The organism is Halomonas sp. HAL1, assembly GCF_030544485.1.
In the GTDB taxonomy this organism is placed as follows: domain Bacteria; phylum Pseudomonadota; class Gammaproteobacteria; order Pseudomonadales; family Halomonadaceae; genus Vreelandella; species Vreelandella arctica.
Genome location: NZ_CP130610.1, coordinates 1,476,373 through 1,491,147 on the forward strand (window position 1 = coordinate 1,476,373; position 14,775 = coordinate 1,491,147).

Consider the following 14,775-nt stretch of genomic DNA (forward strand, 5'->3'; position numbering starts at 1 on the left):
TCAGGATTACCAAACCAGCTCGCCCCGAATAAACGCTTCCGCCTCGCGTGAAGCTGGGGCCTTAAAAAAATCATTGGCTAGCGTGTGCTCGAGTAGTTCGCCGTTATGTAGGAACAGCACATCGTTAGCTAAACGGCGCGCTTGATGTAAGTCGTGAGTGGTCATCACGATACGTGTCCCGCTGTGATGAAACTCAAGCACTGCATCTTCCACGGCTTTGATGGCAGCGGGGTCTAGCGCGGAGGTAGGCTCGTCTAGAAACAGCACCTGCGGATTGAGCAGCCATGCTCGCGCCAGCGCCAAGCGCTGCTGCTCGCCGCCGGAAAGTACCCGTGCAGGACGTCTGGCTAAATGGGGTAAGCCAAACTTCTCAAGTGCACTCATTGCCTGCGCTTTACGAGATAGTCCTTTTAGCTCGGGGCGTGGCGTTTTGTTGATGGCTAGCACAAAGGTGAGATTGTCCAGCGCTGAGCGACGCAACAGTACCGGGCGCTGAAACACCATGGCTTGTGGAGGTGGCTCGCCTTGCCAGCGAACCGTGCCGTTAGTAGGCGTTAACAGGCCGTGGGCTAAGCGCATGAGTAGGCTTTTTCCCGCGCCGTTAGGGCCCATAATTAGCGTTCGCTGGCAGCCTGCCAAACGCAGGGTGGTTGGCTTGAGCAGCGTGTGACCACGATGAATAAAACTCACACTATCGAGTTCCAGTGCCGCGACGGGAGGAGTGTGGTGTGCATTCATCCCAACCGCCTTTTCGCCGTTTCGCCGATGACATGGGCAATTGCGTTAATCATGGTGACTAGAGTGAGCAGAATAATCCCCAAACCCAACGCCATGGGCAGGTTGCCCTTGCTGGTTTCCAGCACGATGCTGGTAGTCATTACACGCGTAACGCCATCGATATTGCCACCCACGATCATTACCGCGCCTACTTCCGCACTGGCGCGGCCAAAGCCAGCTAAGATCACCGTCAATAGCGCAAAGCGGGCATCCCACAACAGGGTAGGGATCATGCGGCTGCGTGTTAGACCCAAGGAGTTCAACTGTTCGGCATACTCGCCATGCAGTGCCTCGACTTGTTGGCGAGTAAGAGCGGCGATAATCGGCAGTACCAGAATCACTTGAGCGATGACCATCGCCGTGGGGGTAAACAGCAAACCCCATTCACCCAGCGGCCCTGCGCGTGAAAGCAGCAAATAAACGCACAACCCCGCAACCACTGGCGGTAAGCCCATCAGGGCATTAAGGGCGACAATCACCACGTTACGCCCGGGAAAGCGCCATAACGCGAGTGCGGCACCTAAGGGCAGTGCTATTAGGCTGGCGATAAACACCGCCATCAGCGATACCTGCAGTGAGAGCACCACAATAGAGATTAACGCGTCATCCATATTCAGGATCAGCGCAAGGGCAGTGCTAAAGGCGTTGTCACTAGTCAGCATTGAGCGATGGCGTCGTTATTAGGTGTGATTTGGCATGATGTACTGAAAAATGATCGATTGCACTGCTGGCTGAAATTAATGCAGTCTTATGCAGTAAATCATTGATGGCGTAACCGCAGCGAAGGAGCTTATCGCGATGACTGAACGGCATGCTTACTTAACCACTGCGGAAGTCGCCGACTACCTGCGCCTGAAGGAGCGCAAGGTGTATGACTTGGTTAGTCAGGGTCAGATCCCTTGCAGCCGGGTCACCGGCAAATTGCTGTTTCCACGTCAGCAGATCGATTTATGGGTACTGAGCCATTTGGAAGGGGATCAGGCGCAGCGGTTAACCGTACCGCTAGTGGTGGCGGGTAGTCAGGATCCGCTACTAGAGTGGGCCGTGCGAGAAAGTGGTTCAGATTTGGCCATGCTGTGCCAAGGCAGCGGCGATGGGGTGCGTCGCTTGCTTGATGGCAAGGCGATGCTGGCCGGTATTCATCTGCTGGACCCATCAACACAGCGCTATAACGAACCCAGTGCGCTCGGCTTAAGCGGAATGCGTGACCTGCTAATCGTCCGCTGGGCCACACGGCGCCAGGGGCTGCTGGTGCCCACTGATAACCCGCTGAAGATAAAGGCGCTCAACGACCTAAAACGCCCACACTTGCGCGTGGCGCATCGTCAGCCTGATGCGGGCGCAGCCCGCTTGCTTGGCTTTTTATTGCAGCAAGCGGGAATCGATAGCTCAGCGCTTAATTGGGCGCCGCATGCTTCTTTAAGTGAAGATGATTTGGCATTGAGCATTTGCCAGGGCGAGGCCGATGTGGGGCTGGGGGTAGAAGCCGCCGCCCATCGCCAGCAATTAGGTTTTGTTCCTCTCTGCGAGGAGCCGTTTGATTTAATTATGCAACGGCGCAGCTATTTCGAACCTGCCGTACAGCAGCTGGTAGCGTTTGCTCAACAAGCCCGTTTTGCAGAGCGTTCAATACAGTTGGGTGGTTACACTATTGCTGAGACAGGCAAGATTGTGCATAACGCCTAGCGTCCCCCGATAGCCTTGATTGATTAGCAGGGTAGCTTGACGCTGTTACTATATGCGCCACAATAGTGAGGCGTTACTGACGCAAATCATCACGAAAAGGAGAGCATGATGAAACAAGCACTGAATGGTAAGCGGGTAGCTATTTTAGCCGCCGCTGGTTTTGAAGAGTCTGAGTTAAGCGTGCCGCGTGCCGCCTTACAGAAAGAGGGCGTAGAGGTTCACATTGTAACGCCTGATGGTAAGGGCATTCGTGCTTGGGCGGAAACCGAGTGGGGCGATACCTACGAGGCAGATAAAGCCCTTGCCGATGTCAATGAATCTGACTACCACGCATTGGTTCTGCCCGGTGGCTTATTCAATCCCGACGAACTGCGCACTAACGATGAAGCGTTGAGCTTCGTAAAAGCGTTTTTCCAGGCAGGCAAGCCTGTCGCCGCTATTTGCCATGCCCCATGGGTTTTAATTAACGCAGGCGTAGTTGAAGGGCGTCGTATGACCTCTGTTCCTAGCGTTGCACAAGACCTTCTTAATGCTGGCGCTGAATGGGTGGATGAGCCCGTCGTTGTCGACAGTGGCCTTGTGACTAGCCGTACGCCAAAAGACTTGGATGCCTTTAATGCCAAGTTACTCGAAGAATTGCAGGAAGGTCGTCACGCCGGTCAGCACGCTTGATGGGGCTATTGCGTCAGTGGGCAAGCTTTGCCAAAAGGCTTGTCCACGTTATTTCCAAACCCATTAAAGGAGACAGTAGCCGTGGGGGGATGGTGGTTCATCCTTACCGCGGCTATGGTTCCCAGAATGAAATATTTGTCATGGGCAGGGTTTTTCGTCAAGCCGCGCTGGGTCGGGCGATTCCCCGCCATGGCATGTTGCGTGATACAGCTGACGTCGCGCGGCGTATTTTTCGCCGCGGGCTTGCCGATGCGCAGGTAGAGGTTCGAATTGGTGATAATCAGCTCTGTGTCAGCACCGATCGCGATGGCTATTTCGATGTCCATTTGCCGATCAGTCATACCTTGCCGATAGATGTCTCCTGGCACCGCGCTGATATTTTGGTACACCGTGCGGACCAAACGACGGTGCGTACTCATGTAGAAGTCTACGTGCCACCACCAGAAGCGGATTTGCTGGTGATTAGCGATATCGATGACACCGTTATGTTTACCGGTGTGGCAGAGAAGCTCAAAATGCTTTATCGCCTATTTGTCAAAAAACCCCACCGCCGCACCGCTTTCCCTGGCGTCGCATCGCTTTATCAAGCGTTGCACCGAGGCGTTAGTGAGCGTGCAGAACGGCCTATTTTATATGTCTCGCGTGGGCCGTGGGCGATTTACGAAATGCTCGAAACGTTTTTTCAGATCAATCGTATTCCTGTTGGACCAATACTCTTCTTGCGCGAATGGGGGATCTCCTGGCGTCGTCCCTGGCCACGGCGTGCTGAAGAGCATAAGCGTGATTTGATCGACCGTATGCTTACCCTCTACCACGATATGCCGTGTATACTCATCGGCGATAGCGGCCAGCACGATCCAGAAGTGTATATCGAAATCGTCAAAGCCTACCCAAATCGCATTAAAGCTATCTATATTCGGCGAGTGGATAAAAATTCTAAAAGGGAAGCGGCTATTCAACGACTGCGCGATGAGTTGGTCGGCACTCAATGTGATTTGGTGCTTGCGGTAGATAGCATTCTGATTGCTGAACATGCTCACGCCCAGGGCGATATTTCCATTCATGGTTTGCAGGCAGTCAAGCGCGATGTGGAAGAACACCGCAATAATCCCGCCTAAAAACCATCCAGCCTAACAACCTGTCCGCCTAACGCTGTTGCCAAGCCAGCCACCATGGTAAAAGCTACCCTTCGAAGAAGTGTGTTTAACGACGGCTTTTTTAGACGGTTGTTCGTACAAAGCTTTTTGTAGACAGGAACTGCCATGGTTATTCTACTGATCATTTTTGCGCTGGCTGTTTTTGTGCTCCCTAATATCTGGGCCAAGTGGGTGCTTAAGCGCTACACAAAGGGCCGTGACGATTATCCCGGCACAGGAGCCGAACTTGCCGATCATTTGCTACGCCGCCTGGGTGTGGAGGGCGCTAGCGTGGAGCGCACGGAGTTTGGTGACCATTACGATCCTGAAACACGCTGCGTGCGGCTTTCCCCGGATAACTACGATGGACGTTCGCTCACCGCCGTCACCGTGGCTGCCCATGAAGTGGGGCATGCCATTCAGCATTTTCAGGGGTATGCGCCACTAATAGCGCGCAGCCGGTTAGTCGGCGTGGCTCAAAAAGCCGAAAAACTTGGTGCTCTACTGATGATGGCCGCGCCGTTTCTATTTTTATTAACACGCCTGCCGGGAGGCTTGGCAATCGTGATTGCCATGGCGGTGATCAGCTTTGGTACCGCCGCCGTGGTGCACTTAGTAACGTTACCGGTGGAGTTCGATGCCAGTTTCAATCGAGCGCTACCGCTGTTGAAAGAGTACGTGCCACCTGCCGACATGGCAGGCGCAAGACACGTACTCACCGCCTGCGCGTTTACCTATGTGGCCGCCTCACTCGCTAGCGTGATGAACCTGGGCCGTTGGCTGGTGATTTTGCGAAGGTAGGTAACGATACTCCTCATTACTCCTATAACGCTGATTCAAACTCCTGACCCAGGACCGCGTCCGGCGGCACTGTCGGTGATGGCCGTCAGTAGCGTATCGGCGCGCTGCGCGAGGCCATCGCGGGAAAGCCTGGCCCGGTCGCGGGCGGCATCACTGCCGAGCTGTCCGGCATTAGCATCCACGTTGAGCAGCACGCTGTGCAGTGCGGCATGAATCAATCGCGCCCCGGCGAGCGCGTCGCTGATAAACTGCTGTTCGATGTGTTTCCCCGCCTGCTGTGTCAGTGCCAGCGCCGCCTCACACAGCTGCGCCGTTTTCAGCGGTACCTCGACGGCAGTTTCGGCCGCCGCATGAATAGCGTCGTGACGCCCTTCATCCTCCTTATCGCGGCCGACGGCTGCCATAAACGCCTCAAAGGCAGCCACATCTTCCTGTGCCAGCGGTGCCAGTTGCTGCTTAAGCGACGCCCCTTCATCGATCAACGCTTGGCGCGGCGCCGTGGCATCATGATGCTGGCTCAGATGCAGCCCCTTGAGCACGAGTGCCAGGCCCAGGTCGGCACTGACCACGGCCACAGCACCGCAGCCGGGCATCGGCTCGCGGGCGACGGTGTCACGAAAATCGCTCAGGCTTAGCTCCCAGAGTGGCGCTACGTTATCCGACATGGCTTTCCTCTTGGATGGTGGTGGCGTGTGCTGCACGCCCGTTCCTACACAGCATAGTGAACGGCGCACTCACACGCATCAGCAATACATGGCGTCTCTCGCAACGTACGGCGAAGCGCCCGGAGAATCAGCCCACCGAGCACCAGCCCCACCAGCATGTTAATCAGCCCGGCTTATTGGCCAAAATCACCGCGCGACGTGGTGCGGGGTAGCCTTCAATGGTGCGCGTACGGTTGTTAGGATCAAGAAAATCCGCCAGTGATTGGTAGGTCATCCACGCTGTTGAACGCTGTTCTTCCAGGGTGGTGACCGCTTCATCGACCACGCGGACGTTGATAAAGCCGCAGCGTTCCAGCCAGTGGCAGAGCGCTTTGGAAGAGGGCAGGAAGTAGACATTGGGCATGGCGGCGTAACGCTCGCCGGGCACGAATACCGTCTGCTCGTCTCCCTCGACCACCAGGGTCTCCAGCACCAGCTCGCCGCCCGGCGCCAGCGCCGCTTTTAACTGTTGAAGATGCTCCAGGGGCGCAGGGCGATGATAGAGCACGCCCATGGAAAACACTGTATCGAAAAAACCGAGGTTCTCCGGTACATCCTCAATGCCCACCGGCAAAAACTGCGTTCTGCCGCCATCGGCATCGCCGACGAAGTGGCGTACCGCCTGAAACTGCCAGTAGAAGCGCGGTGAGGGGTCGATCACCAACACAAAAGCAGCCCCAGCCCCCGTCATCCGCCAGGCGTGGTAACCGCTGCCACCACCGACATCGAGCACCTTACGATATTTTAGCGGTGCCAAGTGCGGAGCTACTCTTTGCCATTTCCAGTCCGAGCGCCATTCGGTATCAATATGAATGCCGCCTAGTTGAAAAGGGCCTTTCCGCCAGGGGGCGAGCTTTCGAAGCAGGTTAAAGCACTGCCGCTGCTGGCTATCGCTAAGGTCGAGATCAACGGTAATAGTGTCGCTGTTTAAGTCCACTTTTCGCTCAGCGGGTAGCTTGGGCAGTTTAGCGACGGCTTTTTCCCAGGCGGACAGATCGCCGTGGCGATTGCGGTCAAGCCCATGGGCTAACTGCTCGGGAAGTCTGGCGAGCCAAACGGTGAGCGATGGGTTAAGAACGGCTTGATCCAGAAACGCTTGATAGAGGGCGCGTTGGTCGTCGGGTAGCGGCACCTCACCCCTCCTTAAAGGCAATGACGGAAGCGAAATTCAAGTATTGGAACCACGTCATCGAGCGGGGAAACCCCGCCTGTTTCAAACGAACGTGGAGTGCGTCCAAGGTGTCTGGCACTAGCACATTCTCAAGAGCGGTGCGCTTCTGGCTGATTTCCAGGTCGCTGTAGCCATTGGCGCGTTTGAAATCGTGGTAGCGCTCAACCCGCCAAGCGTTGTCGCGCTCATCCGCATCCACGGTTTTTTCAGAGAGAATCAGTACGCCTCCGGGCTCCAGCGCTGCATAGAGCCGCGACAATAGGGCGTCGCGGTCCGAGGCGGGTAGAAACTGCAGCGTAAAATTGAGAATGATCATGCCCGAAGGTGCATACTCCAGAGTACGGATATCGGCTTCTTCTACCTGCATAGCGTACGCTGGGCATTCGTCAGTAAAGGTCTGTCGTGCCTGGGTGACCATGGCCGGGGAGAGATCAACGCCCGTATAGCGAAAGGCATCCGATGCTAACGCCCCTGCAAGCGCAAGGCCTGAAGCGCCCAGCGAGCAGCCCAAATCATACACATGGGCGCCGTGGCGCAAATGGCGCTGGGCAATGAGACTCAGCATGCCCAGAATTTGTCCGTAACCAGGCACCGAGCGGCGAATCATATCAGGGAAGCACGCAACCACTTTTTCATCGAAAGAGAAGCGCGCTACCCGGTCAAGGGGTGTCGAAAAGATAGCGTCACGGTAAGATGCATCACTCATGGGCAAGCCGGAATCATGGGAAAGGCGTATTAGTTTACGCGCCCTGAATTAACGAGAACAGGCCTGGTTAGAATAGTCTTGGTTAGGATAGGCCTGGTTAGAATAGATTCCTGCTGCAAGGATCGACGCCACTGGAGATGCCATATGGCCTCAGCATCAAGCGCTACCCCCGATACATTACCCGCATGGCAGACGTTGAAGCATCACGCTGAAACGCTGCAGCACGTTCACTTGAAAACGCTGTTTGGCACCGAGCCTTCCCGTTGGGAAAGCTTTACTCGCCAGGTGGCAGGCTTAACGCTGGATCTCTCCAAGCAGCGCTGGGATGACGACACGCTCGAGCATCTGTTTACCCTGGCCAGCGAAGCGGGCGTTCCCTCTGCCATTGAGGCACTGCTGAGCGGTAAGCGGGTGAACGTCAGCGAAAACCGCCCAGCGCTACACACCGCTTTGCGTTTACCCGCCGATGCGACGCTTGACGTTGAGGGAGAAGATATCGTCGCCGCCGTGCACGAAAGCCTTGCTCAAATGGAGTGCTTGGTGAGCCGTTTGCACGCCGGGCAGTGGCGCGGGGCCACCGGCAAGCCAATTCGTCATGTGGTTAACCTAGGTGTCGGCGGCTCTGACCTTGGGCCGTTAATGGTTACCCATGCGTTAACCGATTTTCGACCCAAAGATATTCATCCAGTCGAAGTGCACTTTGCCTCGACCATGGATGGCTCGCAGTTAGCGGATTATTTGAGCCGGTTAAACCCTGAAACGACCATCTTTGTACTGTCGTCTAAATCGTTTACGACTATCGATACGCTCTCCAACGCCAACACGGCTCGCGAGTGGCTGGTGAGCCGTTTAACCCAACATGGCGCGACGCCGATTAGCGCTGAATTAGTGGTTCGTCAGCATTTCATTGGTGTTTCGGCTAGTCCGGACAAAATGACGGAGTGGGGCATCACTCCCGATCACCAGTTAACCTTCTGGGAGTGGGTGGGCGGTCGCTACTCGCTTTGGGGCACGATCGGTTTACCGATTGCGTTAGTGGTGGGGATGAAAAATTTCCGCGAATTCCTGGCGGGCGCCCACGCCATGGATCGGCACTTTTCTGAAGCGCCCATGGAAGATAATTTGCCTGTTCTGCTTGGGTTGGCAGGTATCTGGAACGTCAATTTTCTGGATATCCGCGCGCACTCTATTCTGCCCTACGATGGGCGTTTGGAGTATTTTGCCGCTTACCTTGAACAACTGGAGATGGAGTCCAACGGCAAGTCAGTGACTCGCCAAGGTCAACCCGTTAACTACTCTACCTGCCCGGTGCTTTGGGGGCAGCTGGGGCCCAATGCGCAGCATGCGTTTTATCAATTACTGCATCAGGGCACTCAATCGGTCGTGTGCGATTTTATAGCGCCGCTGAAGCGCTATGACGAAGTAGAAGATGCGGATACCCGTCACCACCTTAAAGCCCAGCACCGCTTGTCGCTGGCGAACTGCTTTGCCCAGTCCCGCGTTCTTATGCTTGGCGACGATGCCTTGGAAGATGACGGCCCGCGGCCCGAGCATAAGCGCTACCGTGGCAACCAGCCTTCAACCACGGTGCTGCTTGACCAATTGACGCCCGCTACCCTGGGTTCGCTTATCGCGCTATATGAGCACAAAGTGTTTGTTCAGGCGGTGATTTGGGATATCAACCCGTTTGATCAGTGGGGCGTTGAGCTAGGTAAGCAGATCGCCACGGACACCCAAAAGATTATCGACCATCAGGGCGATCTATCGCGGATGGATGCCTCCAGCCGTGGATTGATAGAAGCATTTTGGGCCGCTGAGCAAGAGTGATAAAGAGTCGTCATTAGAGGGGGCCATACCCAGGCCCCTGATAATAAGCATGGCTAGATATACAGCTTTTTGCTTTTCCGCTATCCTGTGGCTCTTTGTAAACTGCTGAACTCTATTTTTAACGTCTGCTTTTAACCACTGACTTAACGCCCAGCGAGGCTGCCAGCACTATTTTTTCAGGAATCGACGTTACATGACCCAGTTTGATGCCTCTCAGTACGGCGCGAGTTCCATCGAAGTCCTGTCCGGGCTTGAGCCGGTACGTAAGCGTCCCGGTATGTATACCGACACCACACGCCCCAATCACTTAGCCCAGGAAGTCATCGATAACAGCGTCGATGAAGCGCTGGCGGGGCACGCCACCGAGATCCACGTCGTGCTGCATAGCGATGGCGGGATCGAAGTGCAGGACAACGGCCGGGGGATGCCGATCGACCTGCACCCAGAACACGGCGTCTCAGGCGTTGAACTGATATTTACCAAGCTACACTCGGGTGGCAAGTTCTCCTCCACGAGCTACCGCTTCTCGGGCGGCCTGCATGGGGTAGGTGTGTCGGTGGTTAACGCGCTGTCGCGTCGGTTAGATGTCGAAGTCACCCGCGATGGCGCACGCCATGCCATGGCCTTCGAATTCGGCGAGAAAGTCGAAGAGCTGCATGAGATTGGCAAAGCCCCCAAGCGAGCGAGCGGTACTCTGGTGCGCTTCTGGCCAGATGAGAGCTACTTCGATAGTCCCAAGCTCGCGCTAACCCGGCTCAAACACCTGCTACGTGCGAAAGCGGTACTCTGCCCCGGCTTGAAAGTCACGCTGGTAGAACCTGACGGTACCTCGACCGAATGGGAGTTCGCCGATGGTTTGCGCGACTATCTGGTCGAAGCTACCGACGGCTACGAAGTGCTGCCGGCGGAGCCGTTTGTCGGCCACTTCAATGACGACGAGCACGGCGTAGACTGGGCGATTCAGTGGCTACCCGAAGGCGGAGAAGCGCTGCTGGAGAGCTACGTTAACCTGATTCCCACGCCGCAGGGCGGCACTCACGTGAACGGCTTTCGTTCCGGATTGCTGGACGCGCTGCGCGAGTTCTGCGAATACCGCAACCTGTTGCCCCGGGGCATTAAACTCACCGCTGATGACCTCTGGGAGCGCACCTCCTTTGTGCTCTCGGTCAAAATGCTCGACCCACAGTTTGCCGGGCAAACCAAAGAGCGGCTCTCGTCTCGAACCATTGCCGGTTTTGTTTCCGGCGTTGTTAAGGACGCTTTCTCGCTGTGGCTGAACCACCACGTGGATCAGGCCGAAGCGATTGCCGAGCTGGTGATCAGCGCGGCGCAAAACCGCCAGAAAAAAGCCAAAAAAGTCGCCCGTAAAAAGGTGACTTCCGGCCCGGCGCTGCCCGGTAAACTGGCAGACTGCTCAGGCCAGGATCCCGCCCAGAGTGAGCTATTTTTGGTCGAAGGTGACTCGGCCGGCGGCAGTGCCAAGCAGGCGCGCAACCGCGAAACCCAGGCGATTCTGCCTTTACGCGGTAAAATCCTGAATACCTGGGAAGTCGATACTCACGATATCTATAGCTCCCAGGAAGTGCACGACATTGCGGTGGCCATTGGCGCCGATCCAGGCAGCGACGGCCTTGAGAAACTTCGTTACCACAAAATTTGTATTCTCGCCGATGCCGACTCCGACGGCCTACACATTGCCACGCTGCTGTGTGCGCTGTTCGTTCGCCATTTCCCAAGCTTGGTGAATGCCGGGCATGTCTATGTAGCGATGCCACCACTTTACCGTATTGACCTAGGTAAAGAGGTGCACTACGCCCTCGATGAGAGCGAAAAGGCCGCGATTCTCAAGCAGTTGGCCAACAAGCGGGGCACGCCCAATGTGCAGCGCTTTAAAGGCCTGGGTGAAATGAACCCGCTACAACTGCGAGAAACCACGATGGCGGTGGAAACTCGTCGCCTAGTGCAGCTCACCTTGACCGATGGCGATGGCACCTTAGAAAAGATGGATATGCTGTTGGCCAAAAAGCGCGCCGGTGACCGCAAAAAGTGGCTGGAAGATTACGGCAACCTCGCAGACATTGAGGTATAACCCCCGATGACCATGGATATTCAAGTAGCGGAGGGAGACGTCGAACGCCTCTCCCTGCGCGACTACACTGAAAAAGCGTACCTCGACTACTCGATGTACGTCATTCTCGACCGCGCCTTGCCCAATATCGGCGACGGTATGAAACCCGTGCAGCGGCGGATTATTTACGCCATGCGCGAGCTGGCGCTGCACGCCAACGCCAAGTATAAAAAGTCGGCGCGTACCGTCGGTGACGTACTGGGTAAATTTCACCCCCATGGCGACAGCGCTTGCTACGAAGCCATGGTGCTGATGGCACAGTCATTTAGCTACCGCTATCCGCTGGTGGATGGCCAGGGCAACTGGGGTAGCCCCGACGACCCTAAATCCTTTGCCGCTATGCGCTATACCGAGGCCAAGCTTTCCAAGTTCGCCGAAGTGCTGCTGGGTGAACTGGGCCAAGGCACCGTCGATTGGGCGCCCAACTTCGATGGCACCATGCAGGAACCGCTGGTACTACCTGCAAAGTTACCCCATGTGCTGCTCAATGGCGGTACCGGGATTGCCGTCGGCATGGCGACCGATATTCCGCCGCATAATGTGTCGGAAGTCGTCGAAGCAACATGCCATTTGCTGCGCAACCCCAAGGCGACTACCGCGGATTTAATGGAATTCGTGCCTGCACCGGATTTCCCTACCGATGCGGAAATTATTACCCCGCCTGCGGACCTGCGTAAGCTCTACGAATCTGGCCGCGGCTCGGTAAAGCTACGCGCGCGCTACATCCGTGAAGAAGCCAATATCGTTATTACCTCGGTGCCTTATCAGGTTAGTGGCGCCAAGGTGCTGGAGCAGATCGCCGCGCAAATGCAGGCCAAAAAGCTGCCCATGGTGGCCGACCTGCGCGATGAGTCGACTCATGAAGAGCCGACCCGGCTGGTGATTGAACCGCGCTCCAACCGCATTGACGTTGAGTCGCTGATGGCGCACCTGTTCGCCACCACCGATTTGGAAAAGAACGTGCGAGTGAACATGAACGTGATCGGCCTGGACGGTCGCCCACGGGTCATGCCGCTGACGGAAATGCTGGGCGAATGGCTACAGTTCCGCCGTAGCACGGTGCGCCGTCGTTTAGAGCACCGCCTAGGTAAAGTCGAGGATCGCCTGCATATCTTGGAAGGCCTTCTGATCGCCTACCTCGACCTGGATGAAGTGATCCGTATTATCCGTGAGGAAGATGATCCAAAAGCCTCGCTGATGGCGACTTTCAGCCTCTCCGAACGTCAAGCGGAAGCCATTTTAGAGCTGCGTCTGCGTCATCTTGCCAAACTCGAAGAGATGAAAATTCGCGGTGAGCAGGATGAGCTGGAAAAAGAGCGCAAATATTTAGAAGGGCTACTGGGCAGCGAAGCTAAGCTCACTACCCTGATCGAAAAAGAGATTCGCGCGGCGGGTAAAGAGCATGGTGACGAGCGCCGCTCACCGTTGGTCGAGCGCGAAGAGTCCAAGGCGCTGACAGAAGTCGAGCTGCTGGGCGCTGACCCGATTACCGTGGTGCTTTCCGATAAAGGCTGGATTCGTGCGGCCAAGGGGCACGATATCGACCCCGAGGGGCTCTCCTATAAAGCTGGGGATAGCTTCCAACTGGCGGCGAAAGGTAAAACCAATCAACCGCTGGTGCTGCTGGATGACACCGGTCGCGCCTATACGCTGTCTGCACATAACCTACCCAGTGCGCGTGGCCAGGGTGAGCCGGTTACCGGGCGTGCTAACGTGGCCGCCGGAGCAAAAATGGCGGGGCTAATGTTTGCGCCACCGGAGCGGCGCTTCGTGCTTGCCACTGATGGTGGCTATGGCTTTGTGGCGCGTCTCGACACACTTACCGGTAAAAACAAAGCCGGTAAAGCGGTACTTAGCCTGCCCAAAGGCTGCAATGTGATGGCGCCGATTGACGTGCCAGAGGGCGATGAGCTGTGGGTGGCTTCTGTTTCAAACGAAGGTCGGCTGTTGCTGTTCCCCTTGGATCAGTTGCCCGAGATGTCTAAAGGCAAGGGCAATAAAATGCTCGATATCCCAGGCCCACGAGCCGCCCGCCGGGAGGAGTTTGTTACCGGCATTGTGGTGCTAGCCGCCAGTGATGCGCTGTTGATCCATGCAGGCAAGCGCAAGCTGACGCTAAAAGCCGACGACTTGGCATACTATCGCGGTGAGCGCGGTCGTCGTGGTAGCAAGCTGCCCCGCGGCTTCCAGAAAGTAGATCGACTAGAGGCAGGGGAGTAAGTAATGGCACGCGGTGATTTGATCCTAACTGTACTGGCGTCGGATTTAACCGCCGACATTCAAGCTCAGGTAGATGCTCTCATTATGCAGTTTAATCTGAACGTGAAGAGTACCCAGCGGCTTGCCGATGTCTCATTTCAGCCAGGTGACGGCATCGACTGTATTGAGTACTGTTTGTCCGGCGACGCAGATAGCAAAGCAGTGCGCGACGCCGCGCTTTTGCTGAGTGAAACGCTGGGTATTGATATCGTTGCCCAACTAGATACTCGCGATCACGTTCAGCCCCGTTTGGTCTGTTTCGATATGGACTCCACGTTGATTAAAGCTGAGGTGATTGATGAGCTGGCTCGCCGCCATGGCGTGGGCGAAGAGGTCGCCGAAGTCACCGAGCGTGCCATGCGCGGGGAGCTGGATTTCAAGGCGAGCTTTCGCGAGCGGATGAGCAAACTGGTCGGTTTGGATGAGTCGGTGTTGGCGGAAATTGCGGAGGAACTACCGTTGATGGAGGGCGTTGAGCGTCTGATGGTCAATTTAAAGCGGTTAGGCTATCGCACCGCCATACTCTCCGGCGGCTTTACCTACTTTGCCCTCCACTTACAGAAGAAGCTTGGCTTTGACGAGATCCATGCCAATGAGTTGATCATCGAAAATGGCAAAGTGACTGGCGAAGTAAGCGAGCCAATCGTGGATGCTGAGCGCAAAGCCGAACTGCTCGAAGTCATCGCACTGCGGCAGGGCTTTACACTCGATCAGACGATAGCCGTGGGTGACGGTGCCAACGATCTTAAGATGCTTGCCAAAGCGGGGATGGGCATTGCGTTTCGGGCCAAGCCGTTGGTGCGTGCCCAAGCGTGTCAGGCGATCTCGACATCGGGTCTTGACGGTGTGCTCTACCTGCTCGGCTATCAGCAGCAGGATTTAACACCGTAGAGCAGTATAAAAGTAGG

At 56.0% G+C, this 14,775-nt stretch carries 13 protein-coding genes; 8 read left to right on the plus strand and 5 right to left on the minus strand.

Annotation, left to right across the window (positions count from 1 at the left end):
- Positions 1–6: 6 nt before the first annotated feature.
- Together Q3Y66_RS06950 and Q3Y66_RS06955 are read right to left on the minus strand one after the other, a co-directional pair.
- Positions 7–738, minus strand: a complete 732-nt coding sequence (locus Q3Y66_RS06950; protein WP_008958580.1) for an ATP-binding cassette domain-containing protein — start codon at positions 736–738, stop codon at positions 7–9.
- Positions 735–1,439 carry an ABC transporter permease gene (locus Q3Y66_RS06955; RefSeq protein WP_008958581.1) on the minus strand — a complete coding sequence of 235 codons (705 nt, stop codon included), beginning with the start codon at positions 1,437–1,439 and terminating at the stop codon, positions 735–737. The genes Q3Y66_RS06950 and Q3Y66_RS06955 overlap by 4 nt, the downstream gene beginning before the upstream one ends.
- A gap of 136 nt (positions 1,440–1,575) precedes the next feature.
- Between Q3Y66_RS06955 and Q3Y66_RS06960 the strand changes: the two genes are divergently transcribed.
- The 4 genes from Q3Y66_RS06960 (at position 1,576) to Q3Y66_RS06975 (ending at position 5,072) form a co-directional block, all read left to right on the plus strand.
- Positions 1,576–2,463: a helix-turn-helix transcriptional regulator gene (locus Q3Y66_RS06960; protein WP_008958582.1), complete on the plus strand. Its 888-nt coding sequence runs from the start codon at positions 1,576–1,578 to the stop codon at positions 2,461–2,463.
- Between the two features lie 108 nt (positions 2,464–2,571).
- Positions 2,572–3,135, plus strand: a complete 564-nt coding sequence (locus Q3Y66_RS06965) for a type 1 glutamine amidotransferase domain-containing protein (RefSeq protein WP_008958583.1) — start codon at positions 2,572–2,574, stop codon at positions 3,133–3,135.
- Entirely contained in the window at positions 3,135–4,253 is a 1,119-nt protein-coding gene (locus Q3Y66_RS06970) for an App1 family protein (protein ID WP_035566517.1), read from the plus strand. The genes Q3Y66_RS06965 and Q3Y66_RS06970 overlap by 1 nt, the downstream gene beginning before the upstream one ends.
- Positions 4,254–4,397: 144 nt before the next feature.
- The gene (locus Q3Y66_RS06975) at positions 4,398–5,072 is read left to right on the plus strand and encodes a zinc metallopeptidase (RefSeq protein WP_008958585.1); all 675 of its coding nucleotides are present in this window, start codon (positions 4,398–4,400) and stop codon (positions 5,070–5,072) included.
- Between the two features lie 35 nt (positions 5,073–5,107).
- On the opposite strand, the gene Q3Y66_RS06980 is transcribed toward Q3Y66_RS06975, so the two are convergent.
- From Q3Y66_RS06980 to cmoA, 3 genes are all read right to left on the minus strand, one after another.
- Positions 5,108–5,737: a cyclodeaminase/cyclohydrolase family protein gene (locus Q3Y66_RS06980; RefSeq protein ID WP_008958586.1), complete on the minus strand. Its 630-nt coding sequence runs from the start codon at positions 5,735–5,737 to the stop codon at positions 5,108–5,110.
- Positions 5,738–5,900: 163 nt separating this feature from the next.
- Positions 5,901–6,908 carry a tRNA 5-methoxyuridine(34)/uridine 5-oxyacetic acid(34) synthase CmoB gene (gene cmoB / locus Q3Y66_RS06985; RefSeq protein WP_008958587.1) on the minus strand — a complete coding sequence of 336 codons (1,008 nt, stop codon included), beginning with the start codon at positions 6,906–6,908 and terminating at the stop codon, positions 5,901–5,903.
- A 1-nt stretch (position 6,909) separates the two neighbouring features.
- Positions 6,910–7,653 carry a carboxy-S-adenosyl-L-methionine synthase CmoA gene (cmoA, locus tag Q3Y66_RS06990; protein WP_008958588.1) on the minus strand — a complete coding sequence of 248 codons (744 nt, stop codon included), beginning with the start codon at positions 7,651–7,653 and terminating at the stop codon, positions 6,910–6,912.
- Between the two features lie 144 nt (positions 7,654–7,797).
- Here cmoA and pgi point away from each other — a divergent pair, with 144 nt between their 5' ends.
- The 4 genes from pgi (at position 7,798) to serB (ending at position 14,758) form a co-directional block, all read left to right on the plus strand.
- A complete protein-coding gene (gene pgi / locus Q3Y66_RS06995) occupies positions 7,798–9,480 on the plus strand; it encodes a glucose-6-phosphate isomerase (RefSeq protein ID WP_008958589.1) in 1,683 nt (560 codons plus the stop codon).
- Positions 9,481–9,673: 193 nt separating this feature from the next.
- Complete coding sequence (parE, locus tag Q3Y66_RS07000) at positions 9,674–11,569, plus strand: DNA topoisomerase IV subunit B (RefSeq protein ID WP_008958590.1); 1,896 nt, start codon at positions 9,674–9,676, stop codon at positions 11,567–11,569.
- 6 nt (positions 11,570–11,575) lie between these two features.
- Positions 11,576–13,828, plus strand: coding sequence for a DNA topoisomerase IV subunit A (parC, locus tag Q3Y66_RS07005; RefSeq protein WP_008958591.1), 2,253 nt, complete (start codon positions 11,576–11,578; stop codon positions 13,826–13,828).
- A 3-nt stretch (positions 13,829–13,831) separates the two neighbouring features.
- Positions 13,832–14,758 carry a phosphoserine phosphatase SerB gene (serB, locus tag Q3Y66_RS07010; RefSeq protein WP_008958592.1) on the plus strand — a complete coding sequence of 309 codons (927 nt, stop codon included), beginning with the start codon at positions 13,832–13,834 and terminating at the stop codon, positions 14,756–14,758.
- The last annotated feature ends 17 nt before the right edge of the window (positions 14,759–14,775 follow it).